This is a genomic window from Actinomadura rugatobispora (genome assembly GCF_055379765.1).
In genome coordinates this window covers 6,360,098-6,381,723 of the sequence record NZ_AP029191.1, presented here as the reverse complement: position 1 = coordinate 6,381,723, position 21,626 = coordinate 6,360,098, and the positions used below count along the sequence as shown (strand labels likewise).

Below are 21,626 nucleotides of genomic sequence, written 5' to 3'. Positions count from 1 at the left end.
CGTCGGCGCAAAGGGTCCAGTGGGGGGCGCCAGAGTGCGGAGGCGGCTAAGTGAGCCGTGGCGTGCCGCCGAGGGCGGGTGCGTGTCCGGTTTTCAGGGGCCTGCGAAGGCGGGGGCTGCTGCCAGGAGGTGGTGGGCGAGGGTCGGGTCGCCCTCTATGGCGGCGTCCACCTCGGCGGGGGTGCGGCGGTCGGCGGCCAGCATGCAGAAGTCCAGGACGTCCAAGCGAAGCGTTGTTCGCGGGTGGTCGTCTCCGAGCGGGACGAGCCAGTCGCCGCCGCCCGGGCCTTCGAGTAGGACGCGCGCCGTCCCCGTGGTCTCGATCCCGCGGGCGGCGAGGGCGGCGGGGAGGGAGCGGACGCCCAGGTCGGCGATGGCGTGCAGGTGGTCGGGCAAGGGGACGGGCAGGCTTCGCCGGACGGCGGCGGCGATGTCCGTGGCGTGGACCCAGGTCTCGAACGCGCGGGCGACCACGGCGTTCTCCAGGCGTAGCGGCTGGCGGATCCAGACCTTGTCAGGGGTGCCGGGGCCGGTCAGGCGGGTGCAGAGGTCGCGGGCGTGCCGGCGCCAGGCGGTGCGGGTCTCCTCGGGGCTGTGCGCGCGCTCGGAGGTGATCGCGGCGGCGGTACGGGCGTCGACGTCCGACTCGGGCGGGCGCTCGCCGCTGAGCTGGTCGGCCAGGAGGCGGTCGGTGGCCATGAGGTGCGCCACCACGTCTTGCACGTTCCAGTCGTAGATGACCACGGCCGACCAGTCGGGCCCGTCGAGCTCGGCCAGCAGGACGTCCAAGGTGGAGACCTGGGCCGCGTACGGCGCGATGTGCCCGGGAAGAGGGCCCACCGGGGGCCTTCGCCGGAAGGCGGCGCCGAGGATTCCGGCCCTGAGCGCCGCCGGTGTCTCATCCACGGCCCCGCCCGGTGGTCGTCATGGGAGGTTCCCCTCAGGTGATCTCGAGGAGCTTCTCCCGGACCGCGTAGACCACGGCCTCCATCCGGGAGTGCAGCTGCAGCTTCTCCAGGATGTTGCGGACGTGGTTCTTCACGGTGTTCTCGGAGATGAACAGCTCGCGCGCGATCTCCCGGTTGCCCAGGCCGCGGGCGACCAGCCGGAGCACCTCCATCTCCCGGTCGGTGAGGCGGGGCGCGGGGACCTGCTGGGTGCGCTCCTCGCTGCGCTTGGCGAGCGCGGCGAACTCGGTGATCAGTTTGGACGCCATCGAGGGGCTGATCAGCGACTGGCCGCCGTGCACGGCGCGCACCGCCTGCGGGACCTCGTCGATGGAGATCTCCTTGAGCAGGTAGCCGCTGGCGCCGGCCTTGATGGCCTCGAAGAGGTCCTCCTCCTCGTCGCTGATCGTCAGCATCACGATCTTGGCGCTGGGCGCCGCGTCCTTGATGGCGGTGCAGGCCTCGATGCCGCTGCGGCGCGGCATCCGGATGTCCATGAGGACGACGTCGGGCAGCAGGTCGCCGGCCATCTCGACGGCCTCGTGACCGTCCCCGCCCTCGCCGATGACCTCGATGTCGTCCTCGCCCTGCAGGACCATCTCCAGGCCGCGGCGGAACAGCGCGTGGTCGTCCACGATGAGGACGCGGATGGGGTCGGTGCCCTCGCCGGCCTTGGTGTCGCCGGCGGCGGCCTGACGGGGCACCGCTGCGGCGCCGCGAGCCTGGGGATTCTCGCTCACCTGAGTCGCGGCGTGGAGGTACGCCGCTTCCCCCCTTCGGTTTCGGTGGTCTCGGGTCGTGCGGAGGGGTGCGCGGGCGGGCGGGTCCGGGGCGGGATCGCCCGCCGAGGGCCCGCTCCGCGGGCGCGCACTCGGCACACGACCCCTCGCCCCCGGACCACCGCGTCCGCGGCTTGCTTCGAGTTACGCCTTTCTAGATCATGGCACGCTCTTGGCGGTGACGTGGCGCATGTGCCACATCACTCTTCGACAAGGCGGATGACGCCGTAGTCCCAGCCTCTCCTCCTGTATACGACGGAGGGGTGCCCTGTGGCCTTGTCCCGGAAGAGGAAAAAGTCGTGACCGACCAATTCCATCTCGAAAAGGGCCTGTTCGATGCCCATCTGCTCGGCTTCGTGGAACTTCTCGCGGACGATGAGGGGGCCTTCGCCCTCCATGGGGATCGGGACGAGCTGCTCGTCCATCGCCGAGTCGACCGCCTCGTAGGCGTCGGCCTCGGCCTCCTCGGGGGCGGCCGCCGCCTTCGCGGAGTTCTTCGGCGACTGCTGCGGTGCCGGTACGGCGTCGGCGGTGGTGTCGGGGAGCGCCTCCATCATGGCGAGCTTGGCCGGGGCCCGGCTGCCGTGGTGCACCTTCCTGCGGTCGCTCTCCCGGCGCAGCCTGGACTCCAGCTTGTCCAGCGCCAGATCGAGGGCTCCGTAACGGTCGTCGGCCGCCGCCTCGGCCCGGATCACCGGGCCGCGTGAGCGAATGGTCAGCTCCACCCGCTCCCGCTGGTCGGCGAGGCGCGGATTGCGTTCCTGCGACACCTCCACGTCCACGCGCCTGACCTTGGTGGCGAGTCGTTCGATCTTGGCCAGTTTCGTGTCGACGTGACGCCGGAACCTGTCGTTGACGTCGGTGTGACGGCCCCTCACGATGATGTCCACGCGAGAACCCCCTTCTCCCGATTGCGTTGTCCACCCGTCCCGCCGCCGTTGGCGCGCGGAACGAACACCGCGACCCGATGGGGTCGCACCCGCCCGGCCGACCTGGTCTTCGTCCCCACATCCGCCTGCTGAGGGGCTCGCGGCGCTCTCGCCACTACTGCCCTTCTCCCTGTGCGGGGGATGTCGGATCCCCCGCCGGGGCAGGACTCACCTCTAAGGCGCACCGTGATCGGTCGACGAGAAGTCGCCTTACGTGGGCCGTTTCGCCTGCGCCTGGCATCGGCTTGCCGGACCGCCTGCCGTGCTCTCGACGAGCACTGCGATCCGACGCAACCACGGACCCGGGCGGGTGCCATGTCAGGAACGCTAACCCCTTACGCCTCGAATGTCAGGGGGGTGGGGCGAGGAAATACTCACGGACCGTTATCGGGAAGGCCTTCCACACCGCGTCCGGCCCCGGGGGGCCCGCTCACGAGCAGTGAATCCACGTGACCGCAGCGCATGGGAGCACCTCCTCCCGACGCAGGTCATAACCACCTGACCAGCGGGTTAGTTCGGCGAACCTGTACCGCCCACCGGGTCTGCCAAGACGCTCGACGGGCCCGCATCCACGGACAAGCCCCGTCAGGCCGGGCATCCCAGCTACGTTAGGTAACTATCCACCTCACAACCTTGTTCGTTGGCATATTCTCACCAATGACCCGTTTACCCCTCATGTCACTCTTGTCACATCCCCCCTTCGAGCCCATCCATGCCGGCGCCCAGCCGACTCACTGGTGTAGCCGCCTTCCAGCACCCCTCTGACGCGCCGTCCGCGCCAACGACCGGCACGCTGCCTCTGACGCCGTCCTCGCCAGCGCCCGGCCGGGCGGCTTCGCGGATGGTCGGGGCGGTGGCTCGGTCGGGTGGCAAGGTGGTGTCCCCCCAGGTGGGGCGGTGTCTCGTCAGGTGGGGTGGTGTCTGGGGGTTGCGGCTACGGCGGCGGCGGCCAAGACCTGCGCGCCGGAGGTGCGCAGGGCGCGGGCTGCCTCGACGAGTGTGGAGCCGGTGGTGATCACGTCGTCGGCGAGCACCACGGCGCGGCCTGCCAAGGGGAGGCCGGGTAAGGGCTCCAGAGCGCCCGCCAGATTGGACGCTCGCCGGGACGCGGGCAGGGACGCCTGGTCGGCGACCTTCCGGCGGTGCCGGAGCGCCTGGAGGAGCGTGACGGGCGCCCCGGCATTCTGCAGCTCTCTGACGGCGACCTCGGCCATGCGCCGGGTCGGGTCGTGACCGCGTAACCGGACGGAGCGGCGGGACGACGGGACCGGGACGACGACCAGCGGCTCCGACAGGGACACCGCGCTCCGGACGGATCTGGCCAATGCCCTGCCCAACGGGACGGCCAGGGACGTGCGGGCCCGCTCCTTGTGAGCCACGATGACGGCTCGTACGGGCCCCGCGTATGACGCGACCGCCCACGGGCGCGGCAGGCCCGCAGGGACCGCCTCAGGCCAGGCTGGACGGGCTGGGGCCGCCACCAGGAAGGCCAGGCAGGTCGCGCATAAGAGCACCGACGGCCGTTCGCAGCCCGCGCACGCCTGCGGCAGGACCAGATCGAGGAGGTCGGCGAAAAAATTCATGCCTCCACGATGCCGGGCGTGTCGCGGAGGGGGCCAGAGGGTGCGGGAATTGTGGATAACCGGCGTCCTCGGGTCTCGAAGGTCCGATGTTTCAGCAGGTCGGGCGGGCTTTACCGGCGGCGGGCGGGCTCCAGCGAGCGGGGGGTGAGGTTCGGGGCGGGTGGGTGGGGTTAGCGGGGGTAGGTGGGGTCGGCGGCGGGGATGTTGCAGACCCACTCGCTGAACTGTTCGCGCGGGGTGCGCTGGCGGCATACCTGCTTGACGTGGGACGAACGGGTGCCGATCAGGACGGGCTCGTCCGGGGCGGCGGCGATCGACAGGGGCATTCCGAGCGCGCCACCGCCCAGCGTGCTGATCGCGCCGCCGCTCACCGGGACGAGGTAGGCCAGCACCTGCGAGTCGAGGTTCTTGCGGCCCAGCACCGCCAGCGTGCCGTAGTCGCGCCAGGCCAGGTCGATGGCGCCGCCCAGTTCGGAGCTGACCGGGAGGAACGAGCCCACGTCGGTGCCGCCCTCGTGGACGATCCGGCCGATCTGGACCTGCGCGCGGCCGTCCACGTGCACGATCGCGGCGGCCCGTACGCCGTCGCGGGAGACACGGAAGGCCAGGACCTGCCGCCCGCCGAGTCCCCAATGCGCCACCCGCGCCGGAGCCTGGCCGCGGCGTTCGCGTACCCAGAGCCAGGACTTGTCGCCGGACGACTCGACCGTCCACAGCCGGCCGTGGCGGTCCCAGGACGGCGGGGTGAAGCGGGAGCCCGCGCCGGACGGGCGGAGCAGGGTGCGGATGTTCGCCGCGCCCGCGACCAGGTCGCCGACCAGCACCTGGTCGCCGCGCGGGCTCAGCCCGGCGACCTCGACGTAGTCGGGGGCGACGGCGGGACGGACCAGGCGGCCGCCCGTGCCGGTGGCGACCGGCTGCGGCTGGTCCTGCAGGAGCTGGCTGAGATGGCCGGCGGCGCCGATCACGTAGGCGGTCTGGTCGGCGGCGGTGCCGTCGGGGTCGTTGACCTGCCAGGAGCGGACGGACTGGGTGCCGCTCGCGCCCTCCGGCGCGACCGTCTCACCCTCGATCTGCAACCGCCACTGCTTGATCTCCGACAGCTGCCGGAACGTCCAGCTGAGCTGCGCCGACATCCGCTCCACGTTGCCGCCGCGGGCCTCGCCGGTGAGGTCGACGGTGGCGACGTCCTTGCTGACGGTGACGCCGCGGCCGCGCAGCCGGCTGCCGCGGGGGAACGCGCTCTCGACCGCCGGGTCGAGCCAGGAGGTGGGGCCGTTCAGCAGCGCCCCGACCAGGTGGGCGGCCAGGTCGCGGCGGTTCACCAGGGGCAGGAAGATCCCGTTCGGGACGAGGGTGCGCTGGTCGGGGGCGAAGAAGAACAGGTTCACGGTGCGGAACGAGCGGTCGACGTCACCCTTGGTCAGCAGCAGCCCGTTCTCCACCTCGGCCGGCAGGCCGGTGATCCGCCACAGGCCGTGCGCGGTGCGGCCGACCTGGAACGTCACCTCGACGGTCTTGGGGTCGGCGGTGTACTGGCCGCCGGGGTCGATGGTGCCGAGCTGCTGCCCGCGCACCCGCACGGTGGCGCCGGTGGCGGTCTCCTTGACGATGTCGGGGTCCTGCCGGTCCTGCAGGACGGTCACGGCGGGACGGTCGTCCGGCCGCCACAGCCCCGGCCCGGACATGTACGCGCGGGCCACCGCGTGGTCGTCGTCGAAGCTGGCGGAGGCGGCCAGGAAGCCCGACACGATCTGCCGCGGCCCCCATTCGGGACGCGGCCGCACCGGGATCAGCCGGACATAGGGGTCGTCGACCTGGTCGGCGCCCTCCGCGCGTTTCCCCGAGACGACGCGGCCGCCGCTCGGCACGCCGGCGCACCCGGCGAGGAGCGAGGCCACCGCGGCCAGCGCCACGACATGCCGGAAGGTCCGGATCAATCTCCCGCCTCCAGCTCCGCGAACAGGGGGCGGGGGCTGCCCGCGCCCGGCGGTACGAGCGGCAGCGGGGAGCCGCGCAGTTCCGCGCCCGCCACCCGCGGCAGCGAGAGCCGGAACTGGGAGCCCTCCCCTGGCTCGCCCCACGCCTGGAGCCAGCCGCCGTGCAGCTGGGCGTCCTCGCGGGAGATCGACAACCCGAGCCCGGTGCCTCCGGTGGTGCGGGCGCGGGCGGGGTCGGCGCGCCAGAACCGGTCGAAGACCATCTGGCCCTCGCCGGGCTTGAGGCCGACGCCGTGGTCGCGGACGGCCACCGCGACCGCGTCGCGGTCGGCGGCGACGGTCACCACGATGTCCTCGCCCTCGCCGTGCTCGACGGCGTTGACCAGGAGGTTCCGCAGGATCCGCTCCACCCGGCGGCGGTCGACCTCGGCCATGCACGGCTCTCCGGGCAGCTGGAACACCACCTTGCTGCCCTTGCGCTCGGCCAGCCCCTGGATGTCGCCGACGGCGCGCAGCACCAGGTCGCGCATGTCCAGGGACTCGGCGTCCAGGGTGGCCGCGCCGGCGTCGTGCCGACTGATCTCCAGCAGGTCGCCGAGCAGGGACTCGAACCGTTCGAGCTGGCTCTGCAGCAGCTCGGCGGAGCGGCCGACCGCGGGATCGGAGAAGGTGTCGCGGTACTCGTAGAGCATGTCCGCGGCGATCCGGATGGTCGTCAGCGGTGTGCGCAGCTCGTGCGAGACGTCCGAGACGAACTGCCGCTGCACCTGCGACAGGTCCTCCAGTTCGCCGATCTTCTCCTGGAGGTTGGCGGCCATGTCGTTGAACGATCTCGCCAGCCGGGCGAGGTCGTCCTCGCCCCGGACCCGCATCCGCTCCTCCAGCCGCCCCGCCGCCAGCCGCTGGGCGCCCTGCGCGGCCAGCCGCACCGGGATCACGACCTGCCGGGTGACCAGGGACGCGATCGCGGCCAGCAGCAGCACCAGCACCGCGCCGACCCCGGTCAGCGACCGGCCCACCCAGGTGAGGGTGCGCTGCTCCTCGGCGAGGGGGAACAGGTAGTACACCTCGAACTGGCCCGCCTTGCCGCCGACGATCAGGCCGGGCTCGGAGCCGCGGCCGATGTAGGACAGCTTGCCGAAGGTGTGGTCGCGGGCGCCGGAGGGGCCCTTGCTCAGCTCGTCGCGCAGCCGCTGCGGGACGCTCTCCTCGCGCAGCTCGTTGGTGGCGAACCCGTCGAAGTACGGCTCGCGCACGTCGCGGATGTAGACCTCGTACAGCCCGGACGGGCCGCTGCGGGCCTTCAGCCCGTTCACCACGCTCTCCAGCCGCCCCCCGGAGTCGTCGGAGGGGGTGCCGAGGTCGCGCTGGACGGCGCCGAGGCCCTCGTCGAGCTGGAGCAGCGCCTGCTTGATCTTGCCGTCCATCAGGGCGGTGGTGATCTGCTGCATGAGGAACAGCCCGAGGATCGCCACCACGATCGCGGAGATGAACAGCGTGGAGGTGACCACCCGGACCTGGATGGAGCGGCGCCAGCGCGTGTAGGCACGCCGGACCGCGCCGCGGACCACCCGGCGCACGCTGCCGAGCCCGCGACGAACGAGCCGCTTCAGCCTGTTCATCGCGGGGAGCTGCTCCGTTCCGGAGGGAGGGTCAGGCGGGGCCGGCCTTGTAGCCGACGCCGCGTACGGTCACGACGATCTCGGGCCGTTCCGGATCCTTCTCGATCTTGGCCCGGAGCCGCTGGACGTGCACGTTGACCAGGCGGGTGTCGGCGGCGTGCCGGTAGCCCCAGACCTGCTCCAGCAGCACCTCGCGGGTGAACACCTGGCGCGGCTTGCGGGCCAGGGCGACCAGCAGGTCGAACTCCAGCGGGGTCAGCGGGATGTGCCGGTCGCCGCGCTTGACCGAGTGCCCGGCGACGTCGATGGTGATGTCGCCGATCTGCAGCGTCTCGGGGGCGGGCTCGTCGGTGCGGCGCAGCCGGGCGCGCACCCGGGCCACCAGCTCCTTGGGCTTGAACGGCTTGACGATGTAGTCGTCGGCGCCGGACTCCAGGCCGAGCACCACGTCCACCGTGTCGCTCTTGGCGGTGAGCATCACGATCGGGACGCCGGACTCGGCGCGGATCTGGCGGCACACGTCGATGCCGTCGGCGCCGGGCAGCATCAGGTCGAGCAGCACGAGGTCGGGCCGGGTCTCCCGGAACGCCTCGAGCGCCTTGTCGCCGTCGTGGACGAACGACGGCTCGAAACCCTCGCCCCTCAGCACGATGCCCAGCATCTCGGCGAGAGCGAGGTCGTCGTCGACGACCAGTACGCGTCCTCTCATGGCCCTCATCGTCACAAAGTCGGGGTGCGGTGGAGTGTGCAGGAAGGGGAAGACACACCTTGGCGTGCCAGGTTACCCGCGTTTGCCTCGTACATGACCCTTCCTGGACGGGCCGGTGACGCCCGCCCGGCCGGGACGGGTCCGGCTCGGACCGTCCAAAGGCCGGATTGTAAACAACGAGCGGCGCCGCGTTTCCCGGTTTGACCTCGATCGGCGGGCCGGGCCCGCCGCGCGTCCGGGCCGGTACGGGCAATCGCGGCAGCTCGCCCGTGACAGGATGACCTGACGAGTCATCGCACGGGGAGCAGACATGCCGACACCGGACGGTTGGGACGAGCGTGCCGTCCCGGGCGGCGGCGCGGCCGGGAACGAGGGCGCCGTGCCGTCCGAGGAGGTGCCCGGCGCCGGGGGCGGCGGGGTGGCGCTGGGGGGCGAGATCCCGTTCCGGCCGCTGTCGATCTCGGAGATGCTGGACGGCGCGGTCGCCTGCGTCCGCCTCTACCCGCGGGCCGTCCTCGGCCCCTCGGTCGCGATCACCACGGTGATCCAGGTGGCGGGGTCGCTGGCGGCGTTCTTCTTCGTGGGGCGGACGGCGCGGGACGAGGTGTCGCCGGGCTGGGTGGTGCGCTCCATCGGAACCCAGTTCACGCTGGGGATCTTCGGGCTGGTGCTGTCGGCGTTCGGGATCGTGCTGCTGGCCGGGCTGCTGGGGCCGGTGCTGGGGCGCGGGCTGTTCGGGATGCCCGTCACGCTGCGCGGGGCCTGGCGCGACCTGCGGCCCAGGCTGGGGCGGCTGGTCGCGGTCGGCGCGGCGGTCACGCTGGTGCCGCTGCTCGGCATGGCGCTGCCGGTGCTGCCGTTCGCGCTGTTCGTGGCGGTGGACGCGCATCCGGCGCTGGGCGTGCTGGCGGCGCTGGCGGGGTTCCCGCTCGGCGCGGCGCTGATGGTGTGGCTGTACGTGCTGCTGGTGCTGGCGGCGCCCGCCGTGGTGATGGAGCGGGAGAGCGTCGGCGGGGCGCTGCGCAGGGCCTGGACGCTGTCGAAGGGCCGCTGGTGGCGCACGTTCGGGACGCTGCTGCTGGCGATCCTGGTGACCGTGTTCATGGGGTTCTTCGCGCTGCGGATCCCGTTCCTGCTGGTGGAGCTGCTCTTCTTCGGCGGCGGGGGCGCGGGCGAATCGCAGGCGCTGCTGGCCATGGCGGTGGACACGGTGGGGCGCATCGTGAGCTGGTCGGTGGTGCTGCCGTTCGACGCGGGCGTGATCGCGCTGCTGTACTTCGACCGGCGGATGCGCCGCGAGGGCCTCGACCTTGAGCTGCGCACGCGCGCGCACGAGCGGCGGCGGGCGAACGGCCGGGCGCCCGCGGAGGGCGCGTCCCATGACGGAGGCGGTGTGGAGGACGAGGGGTTCTTCGAGCACTGGCGTCCCGACCTCGCGGAGCACGCGGCCACCCCGTACGGGCTCCAGCGGTACGGATCGGGGGCGTTGTCCTGATGCTCGACCCGATCGGCCGCGACGAGGCCCAGGAGATGGCCCGCCGCGAGCTGGAGAAACCGATCTACCACCGTGACCGGCCGTCCTGGCTGGAACGGGTCCTGGACCGGGTGGGCGACTGGCTGCGCGACCTGTTCAACCGGTCCGCCGACCCCACCGCGCACGGCAACGACGGCGGCTGGGTGTCGCTGGTGGTGATCCTGCTCCTGGTGGCGGCCGCGATCGCGCTGGTCGTCTGGCTGATGTGGGGGCGCGGGAACGTCCGCTCCCGCCGCGAGGCGCTGCTGGAGGAGAAGCCGACCACCGCCAGGGACCACCGGGCCGCCGCCGAGGAGTTCGCGGCGGCCGGCGACTGGCCCAACGCGATCCGGGAACGGCTCCGCGCCATCGCCCGCGACCTGGAGGAGCGCGCCGTGCTGGCGCCGGAGCCGGGCCGCACCGCCGACGAGCTGGCCGCGGAGGCGGGCGAGGCGCTGCCCGAGCTGGCCGGCCACCTGCGCGGCGGCGTGCGGATCTTCGACGACGTCTGGTACGGCGACCGGCCCGGCAGCGCCGAGGAGTACGCCCAGATGAAGGCACTGGACGACCGCGTGCGCGCCACCAGGCCCCGCCCGCTCGACGAGGACGAGGACGCGGCCCTGGCCGGCGCCGGGGCCGAGGACGGGGGCCTGCGATGGTGACCGCGACGCGGCCGCCGGAGGCACCGCCCGGCGGCACCCCCTCCGCGGGCCAGGTCGCCGCGCACCGCTGGCGCGCCTCGCGGGGCGTGCTCCTGGCCCTGCTGGCGCTGGTCGTGGTGGCGATCGGGCTGGCCGCGCTGCGCCCGTCCGGCACCGCCCAGGACCAGGACCCCGAGTCGCCCAGCCCGGACGGCACCCGGGCGCTCGCCGAGATCCTCAAGCAGCGCGGCACGCCGGTGCACGTGTCCCGGCGGGCCGAGGACGCCGCCCGCAACGCCGGCCTCGGCACCGTCCTGGTGATCACCCGGCCGGAACGGCTCACCGGCGCCGACGTCCAGCGGCTGCGCGCCGTCCGGGGCGACCTGCTGCTGGTGGAGCCGACCCGGGACGTCCTGGAGGGCCTGGCGCCCGGCGTCGAGCGCGCCGGCAGCAGCTTCGAGTCGATCGGCACCCCCGACTGCGCCCTGCGGGAGGCGACGCTGGCCGGGCGGGTCCTGTTCGACCGCTCCGACACCTACGCGCTCCCGCCCGGCGGCACCGGCTGCTACGAGGCCGACGGGCTGTACCGGCTCGTCCAGACACGGACCGGCGACCGCACGGTCACCGTGCTCGGCTCGCCCGAGCCGCTCACCAACGACATGCTCGACGAGGAGGGCAACGCCGCGCTGGGCATGAACCTGGCGGGCGCCCGCACCTCGGTCGTCTGGCTGATCCCCGACCAGCCCGCGCCGGGCAGCGGCAGCGAGGAGGAGACGGTCACCGACCTGCTCCCGTTCGGGGTCAAGCTGTTCATCCTGCAACTGCTCATCGCCGTCGTGCTGGTCGCCCTGTGGCGGTCCCGGCGGCTGGGACCGGTGGTGGCCGAGACGCTGCCGGTCGTCGTCCGCTCCGCCGAGACCGTGGAGGGCCGGGCCCGCCTCTACCGGGCCCACCGCGCCCGTGGCCGCGCCGCCGACGCGCTGCGCTCCGGGGCCCGGCAGCGGCTCGTCCCGCTGCTCGGGCTGCCCCGCAGCGCCGCCGAGGACCCCGCGTCCGCGCGGGAGATCGTCGCCGCCGTCGCGCAGCGCACCGGCTACGACGAGGCGATGGTCGGCGTGGCCCTGTACGGTCCTGAACCGGCGGACGACGGCCAACTCGTCGGGCTCACCGACCTCCTCGACGACCTGGAAAGGCAGGTACGCCACTCGTGAACCACCCAGTCGGACTCGACAAGGACGGCGGCGCGGCGCCGTCCGACACGCTCCCGCCCGGCGCGGCCGCCGACCCGGAGGCCCGGCGCCGCGCCGAGGGCGCCCGCGCCGCCCTGACCGCGCTGCGCGCCGAGGTCGCCAAGACGGTGGTCGGCCAGGACTCGGTGGTCACCGGGCTGGTCATCTCGCTGCTGTGCCGCGGCCACGTGCTGCTGGAGGGCGTGCCCGGCACCGCCAAGACGCTGATGATCCGCACCCTGGCGCGGGCGCTCGACCTGGACTTCAAGCGGGTCCAGTTCACGCCCGACCTGATGCCCGGCGACGTCACCGGCTCGCTGATCTACGACAACCGGACCGCGGAGTTCGAGTTCCGCGAGGGCCCGGTGTTCACCAACCTGCTGCTGGCCGACGAGATCAACCGCACCCCGCCCAAGACGCAGGCGTCCCTGCTGGAGGCGATGGAGGAGCGGCAGGTCTCGGTCGAGGGGTCGCCGCGTCCGCTGCCCGACCCGTTCGTGGTCTGCGCGACGCAGAACCCCATCGAGTACGAGGGCACCTACCCGCTGCCCGAGGCCCAGCTCGACCGCTTCCTGCTCAAGCTGACCGTGCCCGTCCCCACCCGGGACGAGGAGATCGCGATGCTGCAGCGGCACGCGACCGGGTTCGACCCGCGCGACCTGTCGGCCGTCAGGCCGGTCGCGGGCGCCGACGAACTGGCCGCGGGACGGGAGGCGGTCCGCACCGTCCACCTCGACCCGAAGGTCGCCGCCTACGTCGTCGACCTGTGCCGCGCCACCCGGCAGTCCCCGTCGCTGGCGCTGGGCGTGTCCCCGCGCGGCGCCACCGCGCTGCTGGCGACCTCCCGGGCCTGGGCGTGGATGTCGGGCCGCGACTACGTGACGCCCGACGACGTCAAGGCGCTGGCCCGCCCCACGCTGCGGCACCGCGTCCAGCTGCGCCCCGAGGCCGAGCTGGAGGGCGCCACCGCCGACGGCGTCCTGGAGGGCATCCTGTCCCACGTCCCGGCGCCGCGCTGAGCAGGCCGACGTGACCCGTGAGGAAGGGGGCGCGGCATGGCACTGACCGGACGTCTCGGGCTGCTGGCCCTCCTCGGCGCCGTCCTGCCGATCTTCCTGCCGAGCTGGTGGACGCTGCTGGGCGTCTGGGCCGCGCTGCTGCTGGGCGTGGCCGCCGACCTGGCGCTGGCCGGGAACGTACGCGCGCTGAAAATGCACCGCGACGGCGACACCAACGTCCGGCTCGGCGAGACCGCCCGCGCCGGCCTGGTCGTGGAGAACCTCGGGCGACGCCGCGTCAAGGCCGTCGTCCGCGACGTGTGGCCGCCCAGCGCGGGCGCGACGCCCCGCACCGTGCGGGTGGACGTCCCCGCGGGCGAGCGCCGCCGCGCCGACGTCACACTGCGGCCCACCCGGCGCGGCGACCGCAAGGCCGTGACCGTCACGGTGCGCTCGGCCGGGCCGCTCGGCCTGGCCGCCCGCCAGCTGTCACGCCCGGCGCCGTGGACGGTCCGGGTGCTGCCCGCGTTCCCGTCCCGCCGCCACCTGCCCGCCAAGCTGGCCAAGCTGCGCCAGCTCACCGGCCAGCACGTGGCGCTGATCCGCGGCCAGGGCACCGAGTTCGACTCGCTGCGGGAGTACGTGGACGGCGACGACGTCCGGTCCATCGACTGGCGGGCCACCGCGCGGCGCGCCGACGTCGTCGTCCGCACCTGGCGCCCCGAGCGGGACCGCCGCCTCTACCTCGTCCTCGACACCGGCCGCACCTCCGCCGGCCGGGTCGGCGACATCCCGCGCCTGGACTGCTCGATGGACGCAGCGCTGCTGCTGGGCGCGCTCGCGTCCCGGGCCGGAGACCGCGTCGACCTGCTCGCCTACGACCGCCGCGTCCGCGCCCGGGTGGAGAGCGCCTCCCGCACCGACCTGCTCCCCGCCATGGTGCAGGCGATGGCGCCGCTGGAGCCGGAACTGATCGAGAGCGACGCGGCGGGCATGGTGTCCACGCTGATGTCGCGGGTCCGGCAGCGCTGCCTGATCGTGCTGCTCACCGAGCTGAACCCGGCCGCGATCGAGGAGGGCCTGCTGCCGCTGCTCCCCCAGCTCACCGCCCGCCACCTGGTCATGCTGGCCGCCGTGAGCGACCCCCGGGTCGGCGAGATGGCCGGCACCCGCGGCGACCTGGCCTCCGTGTACGACGCCGCCGCCGCCGAACGCGCCCGCGCCGACCGCCGCCGCCTCACCGCCGAACTCCGCTCCTACGGCGTAGAAGTCGTCGACGCACCCCCAGAAGAGATAGCCCCCGCCCTGGCCGACGCCTACCTCGCCCTAAAAGCCGCCGGACGCCTGTGACTGTGTTTATGGTCGCCCTGTGTTTATTGGTCGCCCTGCGGCGTCGGGCGCGGGGCGCCCTCCTTCTCCGGGCGACGCGCGATCGCTGCATCGCTTCGACTCGCCTGGCGGCTCGCTGCGCGATCGGTTTCTCGCGGGCTCGAAACCGGCTTCGCACGCGATCGCAACGGTTGGGGTCGCCGGCGGCTGAGGAGAGACGGTTGGCGTCCCTGTTCAACTGGAGGTGCTGAGTTGGGTGGCGGTGGTCGGTTAACCGCTGGTCGGGGCGAGGTCGGGGCGGAGTTCGGCGTCGCCGGTCTCGCCCTGGCGGACGGCGCGGCGGCCCAGGACGATCACGTAGGCGAGGAAGGCCAGTTCGGCGACCACGCCGATGCCGATGCGCAGCCAGGTCGTGTGCACCCAGCCGGTCACGAAGCCCTCGATCAGCCCGGATACCAGCAGCACGCCGACCAGGCCGAGGGCGATGCCGACGGCGGCGCGGCCCTCCTCGGCGAGGGCGTGGCCGCGGCGGCGGGGGCCGGGGTCGATGACCGTCCAGCCGAGTTTGAGCCCGGCGGCGCACGCCAGGTACACGGCGGTCAGCTCCAGCAGGCCGTGCGGCAGGATCAGGCCGAAGAAGATGTCGCCCTTGCCGTGCGCGAACATCAGGCCCGCCGTGATGCCCAGGTTGGCCTGGTTGAGCAGCAGCACGTAGACCGTCGGGATGCCGAGCAAGATGCCGAAGATCAGCGCGACCGCCGACACCCAGGCGTTGTTGATCCAGACCTGGAAGGCGAACGAGGCCGCCGAGTGCTCGACGTAGTAGTTGGCGAAGTCGTGGTCGACCAGCTCGCGGATCTCGTGCGGGGTGGCGATGGCCGCCTGCACCTGGGGGTTGCGCGCCACCCAGATCGCCAGGACGAGGGCGAACAGGTTGCCGAGCACCGCGCAGCCCAGCCACCACCAGCGCATCCGGTACGCGGTGGCCGGGAACGACACCGTGGCGAAGCGCGAGACGTCCCGCCACAGCGGCGCCTGCGCCCCCGCGACCGCGGCGCGGCCCCGGGCCACCAGCGACGACAGCCGGCCCACCAGCATCGGGTCGGGCGAGCTGGACCGCACCACCGACAGGTGGGTGGCGGTGCGCTGGTAGAGCTCGACCAGCTCGTCGATCTCCTCCCCGGTCAGCTTCCGGCTGGAGTTGATCAGCCGCTCCAGGCGCTGCCACTCGGCGTTGTGCGCGGCCACGTAGGCGTCGACGTCCACCCGGCGAGACTAACGCCTCGCCCGCCGGTGCGGGCAAAATGGACTCCGGCACCCCACTCCCGAGGAGGGAGCCCAGCCATCGCTCCTCAGCCACCGGCGACCCCAACCGCCGCGATCGCGTGCGAAGCCGGTTTCGAGCCCGCGAGAAACCGATCGCGCAGCGAGCCGCCAGGCGAGTCGAAGCGATGCAGCGATCGCAGCGTCGCCCGCCGAAGGAGGGCGTTCAACGCCCGACGCCAAGGGCGACCAATAAATAGGGAGGGATCGTGACCCAACTCGTCACCGGCGAGGCCGTGGCGCTCGACATCCGGGTGGCGCGGCTGGCCAGCCGGGGGTGCGCCCTCCTTCTGGACCTGTTCTTCCAGATGATGATCCTCAACCTGGCGCTGTACATCGTCGGGATGACCACGCTGATCGCCGACGAGGCGTGGGCGGTGGGGCTGAGCATCCTGACGGTCGCGGCGGTGCTCGTCGGGTATCCGTGCGCGTTCGAGACGCTGTCGCGCGGCCGCACGCTCGGCAAGCTGGCCGTGGGGCTGCGGGTGGTCGCCGACGACGGCGGCCCGATCCGGTTCCGGCAGGCGCTGGTGCGGGCGCTGGCCGGGTTCCTGGAGTTCTTCGTCCTGTACGGGGCGCCCGCGCTGCTCACCTCGCTGTTCAACCGGCGCGGCAAGCGGCTGGGCGACGTGTTCGCCGGGACGGTGGTCATCCAGGAGCGGATCCCGCACTCGGCGATGCACGGGCCGGTGGCCGTCATGCCGCCCCAGCTGGCCGAGTGGGGCCGCACGCTGGAGGTCTCGATGCTGTCGGACGAGCTGGCGATGACCGCCCGGCAGTACCTCGCGCGGTTCTGGGAGCTGCGCCCCGAGGTCCGCGACGAGCTCGGCCGGCGGATCGCCGCGCAGGTCGCCGAGGTGGTGAGCCCGCCGCCGCCCCCGGGCGTGCGCCCGGAGATCTTCATCTCGGCCGTGCTGGCCGAACGGCGCCGCCGGGAGGAGTGGCGCCTCTGGCAGCGCCAGGCGCGGCGCATGCGCAAGCTGGGCGTCGCGTGGCCGAACACCGGGCAGGCCGCCGCTCCCGTGCCGGTGATGGCGATGGCCGGGGGTCCTCCGGCGGCTCCGGTACGGCAGGGGCCGCCCGCGCCGCCGCCGTTCAGCGCCCCGGTGCCGGGACAGCCCCGGTTCCTGCCCCCGCCCAACTACGGCGCGGGGCCGTACCAGCAGGTCCTGACCGCGCCTCCGCCCGGCCAGTACGGGCCGCCGACCGGCGGGTGGCCCCAGCAGGGGGCGTACAACACGGCGCCGCCCCCGCCCGAGCAGCGCTGATCAGGGAAGGGCCAGGTTGGGCGGACTCTCCAGCTCGGCCAGCTCGATGCCCGGGGCGTTCAGGACGACGTCCCCGGCCAGATGGATCTCCTGGCCCTCGCCCGTGGCGAGGTCGGCCACCTCGTACCGCGCCACGGGCAGCGGCCCGGTCTCGGTGTCGTACGGCGTCACCTCCGCCAGCCGCCAGCGCCGGTCGACGGTGAGCGCGGACAGGGCCGTCCCCGTGACCTGGACGAGCCGGACGTCGGCGTGCTCCCCCGCCGCCAGCCCCAGCGTCCGCGACACGGCCACCAGGAAGCCCGGCGACTCCCCCAGGAACCCCACGGCGCGCACCGCGCGCTCGGCCGCCTCGGAGCCGCCGCCCCGCACCCAGACCAGGTCGCGGCCCGTGACACCGCCGCGGATCCACCACCCGGCGCTCACGAACTCCACCCGGATCTGCCGCCACCGCGAGTCCACCACCAGGTCCACGCGCAGCCCGTCGGACCGCTCCCCCACGTACCGCCAGCCGCCGGCGCCGGGCGCGCACTGGAAGCGCTCTTCGAGGTCGCCGTCGAGATGCAGGTAGGTTCCGCGCGGCACTAGGAGCCGATCCGCCAGGAGTGCAGGTAGTCCTCCTGCTCGGCGGTGAGGGTGTCGATGGAGATCGCCATCGAGGCCAGCTTGAGCCGGGCCACCTCGGTGTCGATCGCCTTCGGGACCTCGTGCACGGCCGGTTCCAGCGTCGCGTGCTCGGCGGCCAGCCACGCGCACGTGAGGGCCTGGTCGGCGAACGACATGTCCATCACCGCCGCCGGATGCCCCTCCGCCGCCGCCAGGTTGACCAGCCGCCCCTCGGCCAGCAGCACCAGCCGCCGCCCGTCGGCCAGGACGTACTCGTCGGCCTGCGGGCGCACCCCCCGGTGCACCTCCACCGACAGCTCGGCCAGCGCCCGCACGTCGATCTCGATGTCGAAGTGCCCCGAGTTGGCGAGGATCGCTCCGTCCTTCATCACCCGCAGGTGCTCGCCGCCGATCACGTCCCGGTTGCCGGTGACCGTGATGAACACGTCGCCGTGTGCCGCCGCCTCCGCCATCGGCTGGACGGAGAAGCCCTGCAGCGCCGCGTCCAGCGCCTTCACCGGATCGATCTCGGTGACGACCACCCGGGAGCCCAGGCCGCGCGCCCGCTCGGCCAGGCCGCGCCCGCAGTACCCGAACCCGGCGATCACCACCGTCTTCCCGGCCAGCAGCGTGTTGGTGGCCCGGACGATGCCGTCCAGCGTGGACTGCCCGGTGCCGTACCGGTTGTCGAACATGTGCTTGGTGTCGGTGTCGTTCACCGCCACCATCGGGAAGCGCAGCACGCCCTCCCGGGCCATCTGGTGCAGCCGGATGACCCCGGTGGTGGTCTCCTCGCAGCCGCCCTTGACCGTGCCGAGCAGGTCGGTCCGCTCGATGTGCAGCGTGTTGACCAGGTCGCAGCCGTCGTCCAGCACCAGGTCCGGCCCGGTCTCCAGGGCCTGGTGGATGTGCCGGTAGTAGCCCTCCCGGTCGGTGCCGGACCGCGCGAACACCTCGGCCCCGTACTCCTGGACGAGCGCCGCGGCGGTGTCGTCCTGCGTGGACAGCGGGTTGGACGCCGCCAGCGCCACGCTCGCCCCGCCCGCCTGGAGCGTCCGGATCAGGTTGGCGGTCTCGGTGGTGACGTGCATGCACGCCGCGACCCGGAGCCCGTCCAGCGGCCGCTCAGCCGTGAACCGCTCGCGGATCTGCCGGAGCACCGGCATGGTCCGGTCGGCCCACTCGATCCGCTTGACGCCCTCGTACGCCAGCGAGGCGTCCGCAATATCGCTCACCATGATCCTTAAACGAACAACTGCCGGACAGGCCGTAAACCCCTGTCCGGCAGTGTCCCATCTACCTCAGCCGCCCTGCCTCAACCCCCGGCGGCCTCAACCGCCGCGATCGCGTGCGAAGCCGGTTTCGAGCCTGCGAGAAACCGATCGCGCAGCGAGCCGCCAGGCGAGTCGAAGCGATGCAGCGATCGCAGCGTCGCCCGGAGAAGGAGGGCGTCCAACGCCCGACGCCGCAGGGCGACCAATAAACACAGCAGCGATCGCGCGTCGCCCGGAGAAGGAGGGCGTCCAACGCCCGACGCCGCAGGGCGACCAATGAACTCAGTAGCGGTAGTGGTCGGGCTTGTAGGGGCCTTCGACGTGGACGCCGATGTAGGCGGCCTGCTCCTTGGTGAGCTCGGTCAGCTTGACGCCGAGGGCGTCCAGGTGCAGCCGCGCGACCTTCTCGTCCAGGTGCTTGGGCAGCACGTACACGCCGACCGGGTACTCCTCGGTCTTGGTGAACAGCTCGATCTGCGCGATGACCTGGTTGGTGAAGGAGTTGGACATGACGAACGAGGGGTGGCCGGTGGCGCAGCCCAGGTTCATCAGCCGGCCCTCGGCCAGGACGATGATCGAGTGCCCGTCCGGGAACCGCCACTCGTGCACCTGCGGCTTGATCTCGATCTTCTCGATGCCGGCGATCTTGGCCAGCCCGGCCATGTCGATCTCGTTGTCGAAGTGCCCGATGTTCGACACGATCGCCTGGTGCTTCATCCGCTCCATGTGGTCGGCGCGGATGATGTTGAAGTTGCCGGTCGTGGTGACGAAGATGTCGACCGTGTCGACGACGTCGTCCAGCGTGCTCACCTGGAAGCCGTCCATCGCGGCCTGGAGCGCGCAGATCGGGTCGATCTCGGTGACGATCACGCGGGCGCCCTGGCCCTTGAGCGCCTCGGCCACGCCCTTGCCGACGTCGCCGTAGCCGGCGACCAGCGCGACCTTGCCGCCGATCAGGACGTCGGTGGCCCGGTTCAGGCCGTCGATCACGCTGTGCCGGCAGCCGTACTTGTTGTCGAACTTGGACTTGGTGACCGAGTCGTTGACGTTGATCGCCGGGAACGCCAGGGTGCCGGCCTTGGCCATCTCGTAGAGACGGTGCACGCCGGTGGTGGTCTCCTCGGTCACGCCCTTGATCTCGGCGGCGGCCGCCGTCCAGCGGCCGTCCTTCTCCGCGATGGTGCGGCGCAGGGTGTCGAGGATGATCCCCCACTCCTCGGGGTCCTCGGCGGTGGCGGTGGGGACGGCCCCGGCCTTCTCGTACTCGGCGCCCTTGTGGACGAGCAGGGTGGCGTCGCCGCCGTCGTCGAGGATCATGTTCGGGCCCGTGCCGTCCGGCCACTGGAGGGCCTGGTCGGTGCACCACCAGTACTCCTCCAGCGTCTCGCCCTTCCAGGCGAACACGGGGACGCCCTTGAGGGCGTCGGCGGTGCCGTCCTTGCCGACGACGACGGCCGCGGCGGCGTGGTCCTGGGTGGAGAAGATGTTGCAGGACACCCAGCGGACGTCGGCGCCGAGCTCCACCAGCGTCTCGATCAGCACCGCGGTCTGGATGGTCATGTGCAGCGAGCCCATGATCTTGGCCCCGCGCAGCGGCTTCGCCTCGGCGTACTCGGCGCGTACGGCCATCAGCCCCGGCATCTCGTGCTCGGCGAGCCGGATCTCCCGGCGCCCGAAGTCGGCCAGCGACAGGTCGGCGACCTTGTAATCCATGCTTGCGTAACTCCTCGTGTCCACTGGGGTCGGCGCCCGCCGCAGGTCCCGCGAGCGCGGGCGGTCCGGGTCTGCCCGCGAGTCTAGGCCCGGCCCGGCCCGGAAGGCACGGCCGGAGCTGACTTTCTGACACAGATTTGTCAGAATCACCCTATGCGCATCACGGAGGCCGCCCGCCGTCTCGGCACCTCGCCCCGCATGCTCCGCTACCGGGAGAGCCTCGGGCTGCTCCCCGCCACGCGCGACGCCCCCGCGGGCGGGCACCGCCGCTTCGGCGACGCCGAGCTGCGCGCCGTGGCGCTCGCGCTCGCCCTGGAGAAACGCTTCGACATCGGCCCGGCCGAGCTGGCCTTCGGCCTCCGCGTCCTGGCCGAGCCGGACGCCCAGGCCCGCGTCCGCGAACTCGGCGAGCGCATCGGCAGGCTCTCCGCCCCGCCCACCCGCGCCCTGGACTTCGAGAAGGAGAAGGCGCTGCGCCTCCTCCAGCAGCGGCAGCGCCCCCGCCCCCGCTGAACGGGCGGCGGGACGGCTCCGCCCGTCAGACGGGCGGGCGGCGGGCCTCGTTCTCGCCCGGGACCACCACCCCGGACTCGTACGCCAGCATCACCGCCTGCGCCCGGTCGCGCAGGCTCAGCTTGGTGAACACCCGGGCCACGTGCGTCTTCACCGTGTGCTCGCTCACCACCAGCCGCGCGGCGATCTCCCCGTTGGACAGGCCGCCCGCGATCAGCACCAGCACCTCGGTCTCCCGCGCCGTCAGCGTCGCCAGCTCCGACGGCGCCTGCGGACGGTTGCGGCGCTGCTTGGTGAACTCGCGGATGAGCCGCCCGGTGACCTGCGGGGCCAGCAGCGAGTCGCCGCGCGCCACGACCCGCACGGCCGAGACCAGCTCGTCGGCGGTGGCGTCCTTCAGCAGGAAGCCGCTGGCGCCCACGGCCAGCGCGTCGTAGACGTACTCGTCCACGTCGAAGGTGGTCAGCACCAGGACGCGGACGCCCTCGGCGCCGGGCTGGGCCAGGATGCGCCGGGTGGCCTCGATGCCGTCCATCCCGGGCATCCGGATGTCCATCACCACGACGTCCGGCCGCCGGGACTCGGCCAGCCGCACCGCCTCCCGGCCGTCGCCCGCCTCCCCGACCACCGAGATGTCCTCCTGGGCGTCCAGCAGGGCGGCGAATCCGGCCCGCACGATCGTCTGGTCGTCGACGATCAGAACCTTGATCACA

Annotated in this window: 19 protein-coding genes; 7 read left to right on the top strand and 12 right to left on the bottom strand. The window is 72.9% G+C overall.

Annotated elements, in window-relative coordinates; all coding sequences use genetic code 11:
* Positions 1-93: 93 nt before the first annotated feature.
* The 7 genes from ACZ466_RS28600 to mtrA all read right to left on the bottom strand — a co-directional run bounded on the left by ACZ466_RS28600 (position 94) and on the right by mtrA (position 8,509).
* Complete coding sequence (locus tag ACZ466_RS28600; protein WP_378289495.1) at positions 94-906, bottom strand: maleylpyruvate isomerase family mycothiol-dependent enzyme; 813 nt, start codon at positions 904-906, stop codon at positions 94-96.
* A gap of 34 nt (positions 907-940) precedes the next feature.
* A complete protein-coding gene (locus ACZ466_RS28595; RefSeq protein ID WP_464041728.1) occupies positions 941-1,687 on the bottom strand; it encodes a response regulator in 747 nt (248 codons plus the stop codon).
* A gap of 239 nt (positions 1,688-1,926) precedes the next feature.
* Positions 1,927-2,616, bottom strand: a complete 690-nt coding sequence (gene hpf / locus ACZ466_RS28590; protein WP_378289499.1) for a ribosome hibernation-promoting factor, HPF/YfiA family — start codon at positions 2,614-2,616, stop codon at positions 1,927-1,929.
* Positions 2,617-3,560: 944 nt separating this feature from the next.
* Complete coding sequence (locus ACZ466_RS28585; RefSeq protein WP_378289501.1) at positions 3,561-4,034, bottom strand: ComF family protein; 474 nt, start codon at positions 4,032-4,034, stop codon at positions 3,561-3,563.
* A 374-nt stretch (positions 4,035-4,408) separates the two neighbouring features.
* Positions 4,409-6,178: an LpqB family beta-propeller domain-containing protein gene (locus ACZ466_RS28580; RefSeq protein ID WP_378289503.1), complete on the bottom strand. Its 1,770-nt coding sequence runs from the start codon at positions 6,176-6,178 to the stop codon at positions 4,409-4,411.
* Positions 6,175-7,800 carry an MtrAB system histidine kinase MtrB gene (gene mtrB, locus ACZ466_RS28575; protein ID WP_378289505.1) on the bottom strand — a complete coding sequence of 542 codons (1,626 nt, stop codon included), beginning with the start codon at positions 7,798-7,800 and terminating at the stop codon, positions 6,175-6,177. The genes ACZ466_RS28580 and mtrB overlap by 4 nt, the downstream gene beginning before the upstream one ends.
* A gap of 31 nt (positions 7,801-7,831) precedes the next feature.
* Complete coding sequence (gene mtrA / locus ACZ466_RS28570) at positions 7,832-8,509, bottom strand: MtrAB system response regulator MtrA (protein WP_021598338.1); 678 nt, start codon at positions 8,507-8,509, stop codon at positions 7,832-7,834.
* A 310-nt stretch (positions 8,510-8,819) separates the two neighbouring features.
* On the opposite strand from mtrA, the gene ACZ466_RS28565 reads away from it, so the two are divergent.
* The 5 genes from ACZ466_RS28565 (at position 8,820) to ACZ466_RS28545 (ending at position 14,240) form a co-directional block, all read left to right on the top strand.
* Entirely contained in the window at positions 8,820-10,004 is a 1,185-nt protein-coding gene (locus ACZ466_RS28565; RefSeq protein WP_378289507.1) for a hypothetical protein, read from the top strand.
* Entirely contained in the window at positions 10,004-10,684 is a 681-nt protein-coding gene (locus ACZ466_RS28560; RefSeq protein ID WP_378289509.1) for a DUF4129 domain-containing protein, read from the top strand. Before ACZ466_RS28565 ends, ACZ466_RS28560 begins: the two co-directional genes overlap by 1 nt.
* Positions 10,678-11,874: a DUF4350 domain-containing protein gene (locus tag ACZ466_RS28555; protein ID WP_378289511.1), complete on the top strand. Its 1,197-nt coding sequence runs from the start codon at positions 10,678-10,680 to the stop codon at positions 11,872-11,874. Before ACZ466_RS28560 ends, ACZ466_RS28555 begins: the two co-directional genes overlap by 7 nt.
* Before the next feature lie 113 nt (positions 11,875-11,987).
* Positions 11,988-12,911, top strand: a complete 924-nt coding sequence (locus tag ACZ466_RS28550; RefSeq protein WP_378289538.1) for an AAA family ATPase — start codon at positions 11,988-11,990, stop codon at positions 12,909-12,911.
* 36 nt (positions 12,912-12,947) lie between these two features.
* Positions 12,948-14,240 carry a DUF58 domain-containing protein gene (locus tag ACZ466_RS28545; protein WP_378289513.1) on the top strand — a complete coding sequence of 431 codons (1,293 nt, stop codon included), beginning with the start codon at positions 12,948-12,950 and terminating at the stop codon, positions 14,238-14,240.
* Between the two features lie 249 nt (positions 14,241-14,489).
* On the opposite strand, the gene ACZ466_RS28540 is transcribed toward ACZ466_RS28545, so the two are convergent.
* On the bottom strand, positions 14,490-15,485 hold the full coding sequence (locus tag ACZ466_RS28540) for a stage II sporulation protein M (RefSeq protein WP_378289516.1): 996 nt from the start codon (positions 15,483-15,485) through the stop codon (positions 14,490-14,492).
* Between the two features lie 266 nt (positions 15,486-15,751).
* Here ACZ466_RS28540 and ACZ466_RS28535 point away from each other — a divergent pair, with 266 nt between their 5' ends.
* Complete coding sequence (locus ACZ466_RS28535; protein WP_378289518.1) at positions 15,752-16,810, top strand: RDD family protein; 1,059 nt, start codon at positions 15,752-15,754, stop codon at positions 16,808-16,810.
* Here the strand turns inward: ACZ466_RS28535 and ACZ466_RS28530 are convergent, their stop codons facing one another.
* From ACZ466_RS28530 to ahcY (ACZ466_RS28520), 3 genes are all read right to left on the bottom strand, one after another.
* Complete coding sequence (locus ACZ466_RS28530; protein WP_378289520.1) at positions 16,811-17,392, bottom strand: hypothetical protein; 582 nt, start codon at positions 17,390-17,392, stop codon at positions 16,811-16,813.
* The gene (ahcY, locus tag ACZ466_RS28525) at positions 17,392-18,651 is read right to left on the bottom strand and encodes an adenosylhomocysteinase (protein ID WP_378289522.1); all 1,260 of its coding nucleotides are present in this window, start codon (positions 18,649-18,651) and stop codon (positions 17,392-17,394) included. The genes ACZ466_RS28530 and ahcY (ACZ466_RS28525) overlap by 1 nt, the downstream gene beginning before the upstream one ends.
* A 318-nt stretch (positions 18,652-18,969) precedes the next feature.
* Positions 18,970-20,400: an adenosylhomocysteinase gene (ahcY, locus tag ACZ466_RS28520; protein ID WP_378289524.1), complete on the bottom strand. Its 1,431-nt coding sequence runs from the start codon at positions 20,398-20,400 to the stop codon at positions 18,970-18,972.
* A 153-nt stretch (positions 20,401-20,553) separates the two neighbouring features.
* On the opposite strand from ahcY (ACZ466_RS28520), the gene ACZ466_RS28515 reads away from it, so the two are divergent.
* A complete protein-coding gene (locus tag ACZ466_RS28515) occupies positions 20,554-20,913 on the top strand; it encodes a MerR family transcriptional regulator (protein ID WP_378289526.1) in 360 nt (119 codons plus the stop codon).
* Positions 20,914-20,938: 25 nt separating this feature from the next.
* Here the strand turns inward: ACZ466_RS28515 and ACZ466_RS28510 are convergent, their stop codons facing one another.
* Positions 20,939-21,625 carry a response regulator transcription factor gene (locus ACZ466_RS28510; RefSeq protein WP_378289528.1) on the bottom strand — a complete coding sequence of 229 codons (687 nt, stop codon included), beginning with the start codon at positions 21,623-21,625 and terminating at the stop codon, positions 20,939-20,941.
* Position 21,626 lies beyond the last annotated feature (1 nt).